Origin of the sequence: Vibrio sp. Scap24 (genome assembly GCF_013394185.1) — a bacterium.
In the GTDB taxonomy this organism is placed as follows: Bacteria; Pseudomonadota; Gammaproteobacteria; order Enterobacterales; family Vibrionaceae; genus Vibrio; species Vibrio pomeroyi.
On record NZ_CP041332.1, the window covers coordinates 942,165 to 957,594 of the forward strand.

Annotated in this window: 15 protein-coding genes; 8 read left to right on the forward strand and 7 right to left on the reverse strand. The window is 43.5% G+C overall.

Annotation, left to right across the window (positions count from 1 at the left end):
• Positions 1 to 302: 302 nt before the first annotated feature.
• Positions 303 to 2,315 carry an NAD-dependent DNA ligase LigA gene (ligA, locus tag FLM53_RS03795; RefSeq protein WP_176680266.1) on the reverse strand — a complete coding sequence of 671 codons (2,013 nt, stop codon included), beginning with the start codon at positions 2,313 to 2,315 and terminating at the stop codon, positions 303 to 305.
• Between the two features lie 92 nt (positions 2,316 to 2,407).
• Positions 2,408 to 3,451 (reverse strand): cell division protein ZipA, encoded by a 1,044-nt coding sequence (zipA, locus tag FLM53_RS03800; RefSeq protein WP_176680267.1) that lies wholly within the window; start codon positions 3,449 to 3,451, stop codon positions 2,408 to 2,410.
• 229 nt (positions 3,452 to 3,680) lie between these two features.
• On the opposite strand from zipA, the gene cysZ reads away from it, so the two are divergent.
• The 5 genes from cysZ to crr all read left to right on the forward strand — a co-directional run bounded on the left by cysZ (position 3,681) and on the right by crr (position 8,681).
• The gene (gene cysZ / locus FLM53_RS03805) at positions 3,681 to 4,439 is read left to right on the forward strand and encodes a sulfate transporter CysZ (RefSeq protein ID WP_132743161.1); all 759 of its coding nucleotides are present in this window, start codon (positions 3,681 to 3,683) and stop codon (positions 4,437 to 4,439) included.
• Between the two features lie 236 nt (positions 4,440 to 4,675).
• A complete protein-coding gene (gene cysK, locus FLM53_RS03810; RefSeq protein WP_017061934.1) occupies positions 4,676 to 5,644 on the forward strand; it encodes a cysteine synthase A in 969 nt (322 codons plus the stop codon).
• 302 nt (positions 5,645 to 5,946) lie between these two features.
• Complete coding sequence (locus tag FLM53_RS03815) at positions 5,947 to 6,204, forward strand: HPr family phosphocarrier protein (RefSeq protein WP_004734263.1); 258 nt, start codon at positions 5,947 to 5,949, stop codon at positions 6,202 to 6,204.
• A gap of 136 nt (positions 6,205 to 6,340) precedes the next feature.
• Positions 6,341 to 8,065 (forward strand): phosphoenolpyruvate-protein phosphotransferase PtsI, encoded by a 1,725-nt coding sequence (ptsI, locus tag FLM53_RS03820; protein ID WP_048660880.1) that lies wholly within the window; start codon positions 6,341 to 6,343, stop codon positions 8,063 to 8,065.
• 106 nt (positions 8,066 to 8,171) lie between these two features.
• Complete coding sequence (crr, locus tag FLM53_RS03825) at positions 8,172 to 8,681, forward strand: PTS glucose transporter subunit IIA (RefSeq protein WP_004737851.1); 510 nt, start codon at positions 8,172 to 8,174, stop codon at positions 8,679 to 8,681.
• An 845-nt stretch (positions 8,682 to 9,526) separates the two neighbouring features.
• Here crr and FLM53_RS03830 read toward each other — a convergent pair.
• From FLM53_RS03830 to FLM53_RS03845, 4 genes are all read right to left on the reverse strand, one after another.
• Positions 9,527 to 10,660 carry a flagellin gene (locus tag FLM53_RS03830; protein WP_102300543.1) on the reverse strand — a complete coding sequence of 378 codons (1,134 nt, stop codon included), beginning with the start codon at positions 10,658 to 10,660 and terminating at the stop codon, positions 9,527 to 9,529.
• Between the two features lie 296 nt (positions 10,661 to 10,956).
• Entirely contained in the window at positions 10,957 to 12,090 is a 1,134-nt protein-coding gene (locus FLM53_RS03835) for a flagellin (RefSeq protein WP_176680268.1), read from the reverse strand.
• A gap of 121 nt (positions 12,091 to 12,211) precedes the next feature.
• The gene (locus tag FLM53_RS03840) at positions 12,212 to 13,135 is read right to left on the reverse strand and encodes a Dyp-type peroxidase (protein ID WP_176680269.1); all 924 of its coding nucleotides are present in this window, start codon (positions 13,133 to 13,135) and stop codon (positions 12,212 to 12,214) included.
• Between the two features lie 65 nt (positions 13,136 to 13,200).
• Positions 13,201 to 13,662: a DUF2919 domain-containing protein gene (locus FLM53_RS03845; protein ID WP_176680270.1), complete on the reverse strand. Its 462-nt coding sequence runs from the start codon at positions 13,660 to 13,662 to the stop codon at positions 13,201 to 13,203.
• Between the two features lie 109 nt (positions 13,663 to 13,771).
• Between FLM53_RS03845 and FLM53_RS03850 the strand changes: the two genes are divergently transcribed.
• Both FLM53_RS03850 and FLM53_RS03855 read left to right on the forward strand, forming a co-directional pair.
• A complete protein-coding gene (locus FLM53_RS03850) occupies positions 13,772 to 14,116 on the forward strand; it encodes a DUF2956 domain-containing protein (protein WP_107898666.1) in 345 nt (114 codons plus the stop codon).
• Between the two features lie 12 nt (positions 14,117 to 14,128).
• On the forward strand, positions 14,129 to 14,461 hold the full coding sequence (locus FLM53_RS03855; RefSeq protein WP_176680271.1) for a DUF4156 domain-containing protein: 333 nt from the start codon (positions 14,129 to 14,131) through the stop codon (positions 14,459 to 14,461).
• A gap of 68 nt (positions 14,462 to 14,529) precedes the next feature.
• Here FLM53_RS03855 and FLM53_RS03860 read toward each other — a convergent pair whose 3' ends face one another.
• Complete coding sequence (locus FLM53_RS03860) at positions 14,530 to 14,817, reverse strand: helix-turn-helix domain-containing protein (protein ID WP_004741665.1); 288 nt, start codon at positions 14,815 to 14,817, stop codon at positions 14,530 to 14,532.
• Between the two features lie 205 nt (positions 14,818 to 15,022).
• Here FLM53_RS03860 and FLM53_RS03865 point away from each other — a divergent pair, with 205 nt between their 5' ends.
• Entirely contained in the window at positions 15,023 to 15,370 is a 348-nt protein-coding gene (locus FLM53_RS03865; protein WP_017096839.1) for an ArsC family reductase, read from the forward strand.
• Positions 15,371 to 15,430 lie beyond the last annotated feature (60 nt).

The window sequence follows — 15,430 nt, forward strand, 5'->3', positions numbered from 1 at the left end:
CAAATTTAGTAGGTACTTAGTGATCCAGATCGACAAAATGAAAAGCTCACAACTAAAAACAGCAATTACAAATAAAAACAACAAGTTAAATGAAAACACCTTTTATAAAAATAGATATGACTCGCATTTTAAGCACAACTAGAACAGCATTTCATTAATGTTGAGCACCATCACTGTCCTGATTTGAGACTTCGTATAGGAACAAAATTCTCAACAAACAAAAAGCTTGCTAATTTATAGCAAAAACAAAAAAGGCACTCCCTTGAAAGGAGTGCCTTTGAGCTTTTTTTATCTGAATTTACTTACGATATAAGGGCTATTAGATCTTCTTCGGTTCTTATTTCGATTCCTAAATCTTGTGCTTTAGTTAGTTTAGAACCCGCAGCTTCACCAGCAAATAAGATATCAGTTTTCTTCGATACGCTACCCGTCACTTTCGCACCTAATGCTTGTAACGCAGCTTTCGCTTCACTTCGACCTAATTGCGACAATGAACCTGTTAAGACAACGACTTTTCCTTCTAATGGTAGCTCTTGATCATCGGCAGCTTCTTCGATGATTGGCCAATTCACACCTAGCTCTATCAACTGATCGACAACAGCTCTATTTTTCCCTTGTGAGAAGAAGCTGGTGATATGGCTAGCAACGATGTCGCCAATATCTGACACTTCAACTAATTGTTCATGAGTGGCTGCCTGAACCAGTTCCAACGTCTTAAAGTGTTGCGCTAGGTTCATCGCTGTCGCTTCACCGACTTCACGAATACCGAGTGAATAGAGGAAACGCGCTAATGTCGTGTCTTTAGCTTTATTCAGCGCGCTCACGACGTTTTGTGCCGATTTAGGTCCCATTCGGTCAAGAACAGTAATCACGCCAGCGCTGAGCTTAAACAAGTCAGCCGGTGTTTCTACCATTTCACGGTCCACAAGTTGCTCAATTACTTTCACGCCCAGTCCATCAACGTCTAGCGCCTTTCTAGAAACAAAGTGTTTAAGTGCTTCTTTACGCTGCGCCTGACACACGAGACCGCCAGTACAACGCGCTACCGCTTCGCCTTCAACACGCTCAACGGCAGAACTACATACAGGGCAAGCATCAGGGAAAACTATGTCTTTCGCTGTCTCAGGACGACGATCTTGTACAACCGCGACGATCTGTGGAATCACGTCACCAGCTCGACGAATAATAACGCTATCGCCTACCTTCACACCTAGACGAGCAATCTCGTCAGCGTTGTGGAGTGTGGCATTACTCACCGTCACACCACCAACAAAGATAGGTTCCAGTTTAGCAACAGGCGTAATAGCGCCCGTACGGCCTACCTGGAACTCAACATCGTTAAGCAAAGTTATCTCTTCTTGCGCTGGGAATTTGTAAGCAATCGCCCAGCGAGGAGCTCTAGCAACAAAGCCAAGCACTTCTTGTGCGGCAATATCATCGACTTTGATAACCACACCATCAATCTCATAAGCCAGAGCATCGCGACGGGTCATGATATCTTGATAATAAGCCTTTACGTCCTCAAGTGAGCTAAGCTGCTTAGTCTCAGGGCACATAGGTAAACCCCAACTTTTCAGCTGTAAGAAACGTTGATAGTGGCTATTAGAAAGCTCAGCGCCCTCTACAACACCAACACTGTAGGCATAGAAAGCCAGCGGACGTTTCGCTGTAATACGAGAATCAAGTTGACGCAAACTACCTGCTGCGGCATTACGTGGGTTAACAAAGACTTTTTCGCCTTTCTTCAACGCCATCTCATTTAATTTGTCGAAGCCTGCTTTTGGCATGAATACTTCACCACGAACTTCGATACGCTCAGGCCAACCTTCGCCTTGCAGCTTAAGTGGAATCGAACTGATCGTACGTACGTTTTCTGTAATGTTTTCGCCAGTCGCACCATCACCACGAGTCGCAGCTTGAACTAAAGTGCCATTCACATAGAGCAAGCTTACAGCAAGGCCATCAAGCTTAGGCTCACAACAGAAAGTTTTAAGGTTCGCGGTTGGTGCTCTATCCGACATACGCTTATTAAACGCATCCAAGTCTTCGTCAGAGAATGCATTATCTAGAGAAAGCATTGGGATTTCGTGAGTCACTTGCGTGAAGCCATCCAAAGGCTGACCGCCAACACGTTGGCTTGGTGAATCGACCGTCACGAGCTCTGGGTTCTCTTCTTCGATCTTTAGCAATTGCTGCATTAATCGATCGTACTCGACATCAGGGATCTCAGGGCTATCTTCTACGTAATAACGAACGGCGTGATAATGCAGAGTTTCTCTTAACTGCTCTAAGGTAACTTGAATCGATTCTTTCATATCATTCTCTGTCGTGATTGAAATATCAAAAAGGGCTCCCTTAGGAGCCCTTTTCTATAAATATAGATTATTTATAAGGCTAAACAATACGGCTAGGCATTCGATGCCGTCATAAAATCTCTGATTTGCTTGCGGTAGTCAGACAAACGGTTTGGTGTCATTAAATTACGTGACTCATCCAATACGTTTCCGCCCATATCATCAGCAATTTTCTGCGCCGCACTCAACATTACATTGAAGTTTTGATCAGCTTGACCGTAACAAGGCAACGTCATAAAGAACGAAATACCTTTCGTCGTGAAATCAGCAGGGTCGTCATGTTCTAGAGTGCCTGGCTGCATCATGTTTGCTACGCTGAAAATAACTTTTGGTTCGTCACTCGACTGCGCAAAGCAGTGGTAGATAGACATCTCACCATAAGTTAGACCGTTATTTTCCATGCTGCGGAACAGCTCAGTCCCCACGAATGGGATTTCTCCAGCACAATGAACATTAAGAACGATAACTTCTAAACCAAGTTCTTCATCTGGCTTCGCTTCTTCAACAGGTGCGCTTTGTGGAGTAACGACTTCTTTCGCAACAACAGGTTCACTTTGAGTGAACGTTTCGTTTGGAACAAGTTGCTCATCAACCGTCTCAGAAGTTTCTTCAAACGAACCGTACTGCTCTTTAAAGCCTGCATGGTTTTCTTTTTGTTCGTCGGTCAACTCAAAGCTTGGAACTTCAGGTTCAATAACCTTCTCTTCTTCAAGCTCTTCCGGCTCACTTTCAACCTTGATTGGGTCTTCAACACTGAAAGAAGGAAGATCATTCAATTCGATGTCGTCTTCGTGAGCTTCTTTCATTTGTGGCGCTGTAAGTGGATCTGAATCGATCAGAGGATCAGTCGCAGATGGCGAAACAGCAAAATCCGGTTCTTTACGTTCTTTTCGGATTATCTCAAAATCATCTTCTGGGGCGAATGAACGATTTGGGATAGTTTCTGCTTCATCTAAGCTATCGTTATCAAGCTTACCAAGCGGCTTATCACCAAACTTTGCTTTCCCTTCTTTTTTACTCGTCCACAGACCGTGGAACAATAATGCGGCGATAGCTAGTGCGCCAACAATAATGAGTACAAATCGCAATTCCTGCATTTTTCGCTCTCAGCTTTCTTAGTCAACTAGCGATAAAGACGCTGTCACTAAGTTGGGTTAATTTGGCCAATCTCACTACTCTATCAAAAGTAGCCACTGTTTTAGAACAACTTAATACAATTAGTTCCTTACATGGTGTGATTTTCGCCACGCTTTTTTTCTTAATTTCGGTCGAGTACACTAGACATGTTTGCTATTTAATCAAATTCACATGTGACCTAATTTAAATATGACTATTGAATCTGTTCCACGCTCAGGCTTTGGCTATTTTATTTTCGGAATAAAAATCGCTTTATCACCGAGCATTCGTAAGTTTGTACTACTTCCTTTGATCGCTAACGTATTGCTTGTTGGTGGTGCCTTGTTTTATATCTTCTCCAATCTAAACACTTGGATTGAAGGTTGGATTGGTGCATTGCCAAGCTTCTTGTCTTGGTTGTCATACATTTTATGGCCGTTACTTGTCTTAACCGTCTTGGCCACGTTCTCGTATTTCTTTAGTACGCTCGCTAACTTCATTGCCGCACCGTTCAACGGTTTACTCGCAGAAAAAGTGGAAGAGTTGCTGAGCGGTAAAAAAGTCAATGACGATGGTTTACTTGATGTTCTCAAAGATACCCCACGTATATTAGCGAGAGAATGGCGCAAGCTTGTCTACGTTCTGCCAAAAGCGATCGGTTTATTCCTACTTTTGTTAATTCCAGCCCTAGGGCAAACCGTTGCACCGTTTTTATGGTTCATCTTCACAGCATGGATGTTAGCGATTCAATACGCTGACTACCCGTTCGATAACCATAAAATCAAGTTCGATGACATGAGAAACAATTTGAAACAAAAACAAGGTAAGAGCTACAGCTTCGGTGCGCTTGTTTCTGTTTTCACTACTATTCCAATTTTAAACCTGATTGTGATGCCCGTTGCCGTTTGTGGCGCAACTGCAATGTGGGTTGCTGAGTTTAAAGACCAAGCCCTGCGCTCACGTCTATAGTTCTCTTCTCTAACCCTGCCATACTTCCTAGTGTCGCCTATCTTTTTGAAGTTCTGATTTCAATAAAGATAGGCGTCAATTCTGCTACATATCTATATGATATAACTTTTTAATCCTTTTACCTTTTTTTCAACTTGTTTAATCTAAATTCAAGCTGAACAAACATCGAAAGACACTAGACGGTAAAGTGATTGATATACTACGTTTAGTTCTGTCATTAAATGAAGGAATATCGCATGAGCAAGATCTACGAAGACAACACCCTAACGATTGGTAACACACCTCTAGTCCGCCTTAACAAAGTAAGCAAAGGTAACGTTCTAGCTAAGATCGAAGCTCGTAACCCAAGCTTCAGTGTTAAGTGTCGTATCGGTTCAAACATGATCTGGGAAGCAGAAAAAGCAGGTACGCTGAAGCCAGGTATCGAGCTTGTAGAACCTACTAGTGGTAACACTGGTGTTGCTCTTGCATTCGTCGCTGCGGCGCGCGGTTACAAGCTAACGCTAACTATGCCTGAGTCAATGAGCCTAGAACGTCGTAAGCTGCTTAAAGCACTTGGCGCAAACCTAGTACTGACTGAAGCACCAAAAGGCATGAACGGCGCGATTGCTAAAGCAGAAGAGATTGTTGCTTCAGACCCAGACAAGTACCTACTACTTCAACAGTTCAACAACCCTGCTAACCCACAGATTCACGAGCAGACAACTGGTCCAGAAATTTGGGAAGCAACAGACGGCGAAATCGACGTGTTTGTAGCGGGTGTTGGTACGGGCGGTACTATCACTGGTACAAGTCGTTACATTAAAGGCGAAAAAGGCAAAGCGATTACTTCAGTAGCGGTTGAGCCGGCAGAGTCTCCAGTTATTGCACAAGCGCTTGCAGGTGAAGAAATCAAGCCAGCTCCGCACAAAATTCAAGGTATCGGTGCAGGTTTCATCCCTGGAAACCTAGATTTAGAGATTATTGACCGTGTAGAATCGGTAACTTCTGAAGAAGCGATTGAGATGGCTCAACGCCTAATGAAAGAAGAAGGTATTCTTGCTGGCATCTCATCTGGCGCAGCTGTAGTAGCCGCAAACAGAATCGCAGAACTCCCTGAATTTGCAGGAAAAACCATTGTAACGGTACTACCAAGCTCTGGTGAACGTTACCTAAGTACAGCCCTATTTGCTGGCATCTTTACGGAAAAAGAGAACCAACAATAATATGTGGTCAAATCAATTTTTCGTCCAAAAAAGCCCCGTTTAGGGGCTTTTTTGTTGATCCCTGCCCCACCTTTGGTAATATCGGGTCTGTTTTATTTTTCGCTTCAAAATAAAAGAAGCAATAAACAAATTCTGAAAGTCATGAGTACTCAACAAAAGACGACCATGGCTGGATAAAAATTTATAACCAGTCTAAGTTCTAACACGAACATGGCGTACTAGCCTCTAGCGCATTTGGGCTAAAGCAGTTAAGCTAATCTGGTTACAAACTTACAAAAAATAAATTAATTGGGGTATATAAAATGTACGAGAAGCAAGTAGAAATCACAGCAGAAAACGGTCTTCACACTCGTCCAGCTGCACAGTTCGTTAAAGAAGCAAAATCTTTCGACGCTGACATCACAGTGACTTCTAACGGCAAAAGCGCTAGCGCGAAAAGCCTGTTCAAACTACAAACTTTAGGCCTAGTAAAAGGTACTAACGTTACTATTTCAGCTGAAGGTCCTCAAGCTCAGCAAGCAGTAGACCACCTAGTTGCTCTTATGGATCAACTACACTAATACGGTCTCCTTCTTTCAAAGCCATTTTGCATAGCAAAGTGGCTTTGTTCGAAATAGATAGGAATAAGCGCGACATTAGTCGACGACTTAAAGTCACACACTCTCCCGTTTACAGTTGAACAACTAAGGTAAGGCTATGATTTCAGGCATCCTAGCATCTCCTGGTATTGCTTTTGGTAAAGCACTACTACTTCAAGAAGATGAAATTGTCCTAAACACTCAATCTATCTCTGACGACCAAGTTGAAGCAGAAGTACAGCGTTTCTTTGACGCTCGTAACAAATCTTCTCAACAACTTGAAGTTGTTAAGCAAAAAGCACTTGAAACTTTTGGCGAAGAAAAAGAAGCAATCTTTGAAGGCCACATCATGCTGCTTGAAGATGAAGAGCTAGAAGAAGAGATTTTAGCACTCATCAAGAAAGACAAGATGCACGCAGACAACGCGATCCACACTGTGATCGAAGAGCAAGCTGTTGCACTAGAGTCTCTTGATGATGAGTACCTAAAAGAACGTGCAACTGATATCCGTGATATCGGTACTCGTTTCGTTAAAAATGCACTAGGCATCAACATTGTTTCTCTAGCAGACATCAATGAAGAAGTTATCCTAGTTGCTTACGACCTAACACCATCTGAAACTGCACAAATCAACCTAGACTACGTTCTTGGTTTCGCTTGTGACATCGGCGGTCGTACATCTCATACTTCAATCATGGCACGTTCTCTTGAGCTTCCAGCTATCGTTGGTACTAACGATATCACTAAGCAAGTTAAGAACGGCGACATGCTTGTGCTAGACGCGATGAACAACAAGATCATCATCAACCCTTCTGAAGCTGAATTAGCAGAAGCTAAGAAAATCAAAGCAGATTTCGAAGCAGAAGCGGCTGAACTAGCAAAACTAAAAGATTTGCATGCTGAAACTCTAGACGGCCACCGTGTAGAAGTTTGCGGCAACATCGGTACAGTAAAAGACTGTGACGGTATCCTGCGTAACGGCGGTGAAGGCGTTGGTCTGTACCGTACTGAATTCCTATTTATGGACCGTGACGCGCTTCCTACTGAAGAAGAGCAATACGTTGCTTACAAAGAAGTAGCAGAAGCAATGGAAGGCGAGTCAGTGATTATCCGTACTATGGATATCGGTGGCGACAAAGACCTACCATACATGGACCTTCCACAAGAGATGAACCCTTTCCTAGGCTGGCGTGCAGTACGTATCAGCTTGGATCGTCGTGAAATCCTACGTGACCAACTACGTGGCATCCTACGTGCATCTGCACACGGTAAACTACGTATCATGTTCCCAATGATCATTTCTGTTGAAGAGATCCGTGAACTGAAAAAAGCAATCGAAGAGTACAAAGTTGAACTTCGCGCTGAAGGCCTAGCTTTCGATGAAGAAATCGAAATCGGCGTAATGGTTGAGACTCCAGCAGCTGCTGCAATCGCACACCACCTAGCGAAAGAAGTATCTTTCTTCTCTATCGGTACCAACGACCTAACGCAATACACTCTTGCGGTAGACCGTGGTAACGAAATGATTTCTCACCTATACAACCCACTATCTCCTGCTGTTCTTACAGTAATCAAGCAAGTGATCGACGCATCACACGCTGAAGGTAAGTGGACTGGTATGTGTGGTGAGCTTGCTGGTGATGAGCGTGCAACGCTACTTCTTCTTGGTATGGGTCTAGATGAGTTCTCTATGAGCGGTATCTCTATCCCTAAAGTTAAGAAAGTAATCCGTAACTCTAACTTCGCTGAAGTTAAAGCTATGGCTGACGAAGCACTATCTCTACCAACAGCTGCTGAAATTGAAGCTTGCGTAGAAAAGTTCATCGCTGAGAAAACTCAGTAATCGCCAATCGCTTAATAACGTTAGACGGCTAAAAATAGTCGTCTAATTTGTTAGATTGGTATAGTATATTCTACAGAATAAAACTAAACGTTAGGAGCATGACACAATGGGTCTGTTTGACAAACTGAAAAAGCTTGTATCTGATGACAGCGCTGATGCTGGTGCAATCGAAATCATCGCACCTCTTTCTGGTGAAATCGTAAACATCGAAGATGTGCCAGATGTAGTTTTCGCTGAAAAAATCGTTGGTGACGGCATCGCGATCAAACCAGCTGGCGACAAAATGGTAGCTCCAGTTAACGGTACTATCGGTAAGATCTTCGAAACTAACCACGCATTCTCTATCGAGTCTGACGACGGTGTTGAGCTTTTCGTTCACTTCGGTATCGATACTGTTGAACTTAAAGGCGAAGGCTTCACACGTGTAGCTGAAGAAGGTCAATCTGTTAAAGCTGGTGACACTATCATCACTTTCGACCTAGCGCTTCTAGAAGAGAAAGCGAAATCTACGCTTACTCCAGTTGTTATCTCTAACATGGACGAAATCAAAGAGCTGAACAAGCTTTCTGGTTCTGTAACTGTTGGCGAAACTCCAGTTCTTAAAGTAACTAAGTAATCTCAATTACTTATCTGCTTTAATTAAAACGCTACCTAAGGGTGGCGTTTTTTGTGCCTGCTGTATTTGTTCTATTCACGATTTACCCTTTCTCAATGATTCTTCCGTAAGATACAACTCGCCCTCTCAAAGCTGCCTCCACGAACGTAAAAATAACGGATGTCTGTCTATAAACTACCGAGCTAACTTCTAATTAAGTGGTGTTAAAATCCATTCCAGACGCTAACCTTGCATATTGAGTGCACTGTGTGAATCTCAGAAAACATAGATCCCTGATATCTCGTTCTACTCGATTCTGGGATGACGGTCGCGTTCGCTATAACTCACAGATAACTCCTTTTACCTTCAACGACAAACATCGTTTCGACAGAAGCTCTACCTAAGAAAACAGATTCCTGATATCTCGTTCCACTCGATTCTGGAATGACGAGTAGTGTTCAACTAGTTATAAAAACTTCACGAATGCGAAAAGTAAACCTGGAATACCAGCCTCTCTTTGAAAGCGGGATTCCTGAAACCTCGTTCTACTTGGTTCTGGAATGACGATAAAAGTATTTGTTCTGCTGAGTCGTTACTTACTCGAACCGAGCGTACTTATATTACAAAGCTATAGGATCACCATAACCCAATCGTCGTCATTCCCTACAGTGAGGAACGAACGTGATAGGGAATCTCGCTTTTGCTTGTGTTTACCCGCATTACACTTTTCCAAATACACCTTCGCTAAATAACAGGCAATAAAAAACCCAGCCGAAGCTGGGTCTGTTTAGCGCTCATCTCTCACCACGAGCTAATTTGTGGAAGCCTAACGTCAACACTATTGGTCAACGTGGCCTTTCAATCGATTAACCTAGTAGGCTAAGTGCCGAGTTTGGCGCTTGCTTCGCTTGAGCAAGAATCGAGCTTGAAGCTTGAGAAAGGATCTGAGATTTAGTCATCTGAGTCGTTTCTTTCGCGAAATCGGTATCTTTAATACGGCTCTTAGATGCATTAACGTTTTCGTTAATGTTGTCTAAGTTGCTGATTGCGTGGTCGAAACGGTTTTGGAAAGCACCTAGCTCAGCACGGTGGCTGTCTACGTACTTAAGTGCCGCATCGATGACTGCTACAGACTCTTGTGCGCCGCCAACAGATGTTACGTCGATAGTATCAACCGTTACGTCTTTAGCTGCTTGAATGCCTAGCTCACCAGCAAGACCGCCAGAGAAAGACACATCGCCGCTCACTTTGTTGTTGCCAGTGAACATTTGTAGTTTGCCGTCTTCAGTAACAGACGCTTTAACAGAATCTTGTTGACCGTTGATGTAAGTCGCTAGCTCTTCGATGTCGTCACCCGCTTTTGCGCTGATGTCGATTTCTTGTGCTTGACCGAAGTTGTCAGTGAACGACAGTTTTAGGTCGTTAGAACCCGCTTGAACGTTCCAATCTTTGTCTTTCGCGTTCTCAGTTTGGTAGCTCTTACCACCCATCTGAGCGTTGTCAGAGCGCATATCTTTCAGTTGAAGCATTACCGCTTCACCGTTGTCTGCACCGATTTGGAATGATTTAGTACCGTGAGTACCGTTAAGCAGCTTGTTACCACCAAAAGACGTCGTTTCCGCGATACGGTTTAGTTCGTCGTTAAGTGCGGTTACTTCTTCTTGAATCGCTACACGCTCAGATTTTGAGTTTGAGCCGTTTGAAGATTGCAGAGACAAATCACGCATACGTTGCAGGATGTTCGTTGTCTCGTTCATTGCGCCTTCAGCAGTTTGTGCAATAGAGATACCGTCGTTCGCGTTACGTACAGCAACATCAAGACCACGGCTCTGAACGTTCAAACGGTTCGAGATTTGTAGGCCCGCAGCGTCATCTTTTGCGCTGTTGATTTTAGAACCTGAAGCTAGACGCTCCATTGATGTTTGTTGTGCGCTGTTTGCGTTGTTTAGGTAACGTTGCGCTGTCATCGCTGAAACGTTTGTATTTACATTCACTGCCATGGTGACTTCTCCAATTGATTTTCCGGTATAGCGGTTTCCGACGTCTCGGAAAACCAAGTAGTTATCTCTAAGTTACTTTTAATAACGGCGTGATTGGCGAAACCTTTAGGAAAAAAACAACAAAATTAAAGAAATAGCGATAAAGGAGAAGAAAGCGTGACTGGCAGTAAAATTATCAAAAAAAGATGAGAAAAATGCTAAAGTTGCCGAGAAGTCGGTCGAGCAATAATTTGTATTTTAATTAACCAAACGGACTGGTTAAGCTGAAATACCTTTATAAGATTTGAGGTGATTTATTAGCCCAACAAGGTCAAGGCAAGGTTCGGCGCCTGCTTTGCTTGAGCCAGTATTGTGGTGCTCACTTGCTGCAAAATTTGTTGCTTAAGCATTTGAGTGGTTTCTTTGGCGTAATCGGTATCTTTGATTCGACTGTTTGATGTTGCCAAGTTCTCATGAACATTTTCGAGATTATTAATCGCATGATCAAGACGGTTTTGCATTGCGCCTAATTCAGAACGATGACTATCCACATACTTCATGGCTGTATCTAAAATAGAAACAGCACGCTGCGCGCCACCCACATCGGTCACATTGATGTCGTCGACAGATTCGTAATAACCCGCCGACATCGAAAGCTCACTGGCTAACGCACCTGAGAAAGAGATCGTGCCTGCCGTATCTTCACCAGACATATAAATCTGAAGCTGACCGTCATCATTGACAGAAGCCGAGACAAGATCCGTTTGACCATTGATGTAAGTCGCCAACTCTTCGATGTCATCACCCGCTTTCGCATTAATGGTGATCTCTTGAGGCTGACCAAAACGATCGGTAAACGACATCGTCATATCATTCTGGTTGGATTTTACTTCCCACGAGTCATTGGCCATGCCATTTGCGACATAACTAAACCCGCCCATGTTGATGTCATCGGTGCGCATGCTCTTCAAGCCAATTTGCACCGCTTCACCAGAACTGCCACCAATCTGAAATGACGTACTACCAAAGCTACCGTTAAGGAGCTTTTTACCACCAAAAGAAGTGGTCTCTGCAATACGATTTAGCTCATCGTTTAAGGCAGTAATTTCTTCTTGAATAGCCGTTCTTTCCGACTGGCTATTTGAACCGTTGCTCGCTTGTAGAGACAAGTCACGCATGCGTTGCATGATATTGGTGGTTTCATTCATCGCCCCTTCTGCGGTCTGCATAATGGAGATACCGTCATTCGCATTTCGAACTGCTACATCAATACCGCTCATCTGCGCTTCGAGTCGATTCGAGATTTGTAGGCCTGCAGCGTCGTCTTTAGCGCTGTTAATACGACTCCCTGAAGCCAAGCGCTCCAAAGATTGGTTCAGCATGTTGTTGGCATTAGAGAGGTTTCTCTGAGCCACCAGCGCTGAGACATTTGTATTAACAGTTATAGCCATAGACCTTCACTTACAAAAAGAGGAATAAAACTCACGATTGCTCTTATATCGACCAGTTCATATAAAGCTTTAATAAAAAAGGAGCCCTGAGGCTCCCTTTGTTTATTCTTTTTGAGACGACTTACTTAATCTTTAATGCGCTCAACATCTCAGTTGAAGGAGCAAAGTAGTAAGCGCCAGTAACGGCTTTAGTAAAGCGAAGCAGTTGGTCGGTTTTGCCATCGGTTACGCCGTACATGCTCTCTAACATCGCATCAAAGTTATGACGAACGTTACAGTAAGCAATGAACAGCAAGCCGTGATCGCCTGTTGCTGTGCCGTAAGGCAGGCTGTGACGAACGATTTTAAGACCCTTGCCTTCTTCTTTGATATCTACACGGCCAACGTGAGACGCTGCTGGAACATCATCTAACTCGATAGAATCTGGCTTAGTACGGCCAACCACTTTCTCTTGTGCCGATACGTTTAATCGGTTCCAAGCAGGTAGGTTATGCACAAAGCGTTGCACCATCACGTAACTACCACCCGCGAATTCACCTTCAGGCACAATCGCCACTTCAGCGCGCTGTGCATCTTTCGGGTTTTCAGTGCCATCAACGAAATCAGTCATGTCACGTGAGTCTAGGAAGCGGTAACCGTAAGTTTCATCCACTACTTCAACGTCTGCAGCTACTTCAGATAGCAATTTGCGTAGGATGAAGAAATGCAGATCATGTCGGTTTGAGTGACAGTGAATCAAAACATCAGACAATGTGCTCGGTGCTGTAACATCACCTTCACCAAGCGCAGGGAAATCAATTAGATCAGAAGGAGCGGTTTGCTCGAACTTATCCCAAAAAGCTTTTGAGAACGCAACCGACGCCGTTAGGTTCGCATCAGGTTGAGTTTGGTTTAGCTCGTCGATTAGAGTCGGAAGCTTTTGAATTTCTGTTAGTACATTAGCAGTATTAGCGTTCACTTTAAGTTGAACGTAAAGAGCGAAAGGCCCAGCTTCAGGCAAAATAGCACTTTGAACGTTAGGCTGCTCATTTGAAACATTAAGCATAGATTATTCCTTCCAGTTTTAGCTTCTAAGTATAATTGTGAATGGGACAAATGTTTTGATGAGAATCAGTCTTCGAGCTCAACCACTTTAAAGCAATCCCTTGCAGCATGGCTATTGGTTAGATAAAGCGCTAACCACAACAGCAACAATAGGGTGATGCCATTTGACCAACGGAACCATCCGTTATCCAAATAGATTAAATAAATCGTATGGGAGCTCTGCGCCAAGATAGCCATCATGGTCACCCCGCGCCCCCATGACACGACTTTGTTAAGGCGCTTTCTATCTGGAGATCTTAGCCCAAATAACCACATCAGTAGCAAACTAGGAACACTCAATGCAATTCCAACATAAAACATCTGATGGTCTGGGTAGATTATCTCAAGGATATCGGTTCCCGATTCTCGGCTTGCGCCTGCAACAATGAAAACGACCAAGGCTTTCGCAAGGAACAGCCAACCTAGCCAGAGCAAGATTGGGGCTTTCAAAAAGCCATGCTTGTCGTATTGTTCTATGGAGTACCGCACAAATCTCACTTTCACTTATTTTCAAACCAACACTTTAACGCAAATCATTCATACTTAACTAGCTTTGCGTTATCTTAGTAGCCAATCCGTTTTAATTATCGAACTCAGTATGAAAAAGAAAACTAATACGCCGTCTGTTGAATCTCAACAAGAAGCACTGAAGATAGCCAAAGCGACTCAAAAGCCAGCTCAAACCAAAGAACAAACTAAACTGATTGCTCAGGGGATCGAGAAAGGCATCGCACTGTATAAGAAACAGCAAAAAGAGCGCAGCCGCCAAGCCGATAAAGCGAAGAAGCGCGTACAGAAAGAAAAGCAGACTCAACAAGCTAACCAAAACCAAGAAGACACGATCGAAACAAGTGTTGAAACACCATCAAACCACGCAACTAAACTGCCGTGGTTACTACTGATTGCAAGCTGGGTAGGCTTCGCGATTTATTTGATGCAATAGCAGGGTAAACGTATGAAAAAGGAATTAGTCGCTTTGGCTATGAGTGGCATGTTACTCGGGTGTACTACGCCCACATCAACGCCTCATAACAAAGCGGACAAGGTACAGATGGATTACCACGGCCTGATTAACATCGAGCAGTGTGAATATAAAGGGGAAGTCACTGGCAGCGAAGGTCACTGGTACAGCTATTTGTTCTTTCCCAATGACACCCTGATTCAAGGTGCGATGAATGAGCTTAAGTCGAATGCCATTGAGCTAGGCGCAGACACCGTTATCTTTACCCTTCCCCAAGATTTCAGCACTTCCGTGACCATGCTTGGTACTGCCTACCTGTGCGAGTAAGCAATTAAATCGGCATATCGTTATGCTTCGATTTTATAACGCCCAAAAGAAAGCCAGCTTTCGCTGGCTTATGCACTAAATCCAAGGCTTGTTGCTATATCGCCTTTACGTTCTAGAACCCACTGACTGTCAAATGGTCCCCAGTCGGATAACTGGTAATAACCATCATTATGACGTCGCCCATCTTGAACAAACATAAGTTCGATACCGATCCCCGGTAACGCCTTGAGTACATCTTGAATAGTACGACGAGGCCAACCCGTTTTTTCGATGAGTTTAGGCACATTTGGCCTATCAAGGCTTTCGACTAACAATGCTAAATATAGCCGCCTTGCAAAAACAGGACTCAACTCCATTGACACCTCCTATATATGTGCAACTCAATTATTTCTTTTTTCGCTGACAACATGTTGAGGCTGATCAATAACTCTCCAATAGTGACATTTTCTTACTGTTTTTTTTCGCTCAATGAAATATTCCTCACTCTATTTTGTCTGAATTGCTGCTTCCTGATAGGATTCAACTCATAACAATGAAATAAAATCACCCAAAGGAAGAATAATGACTATCACTATGTTTGGTATCCCAAATTGCGACACCATCAAAAAAGCAAAGAAATGGCTCGAAGCTGAAGGTATCGAGTTCGAATTTCACGATTATCGCAAACAAGGCATCACTGAAGAGCTAGTAACAAGCTTCTGTTCAGAGCTTGGTTGGGAGCTTGTGCTAAACAAACGTGGTACGACTTATCGCCAACTTTCTCAAGAGCAAAAAGACACATTAACGGAAGAAAAAGCCGTCGCTCTGCTTGTTGAACAACCAGCAATGATTAAGCGCCCTATCTTGAAAGTCGATGGCAAGCTTCATATTGGCTTCAAAGCTGACCAATACGCTGCTATTTTTGCGTAATCAGCGATATTAGAACAGATAACAGAGCGTTGAACTTCCCTCTGTTCAACGCCTGAAAGT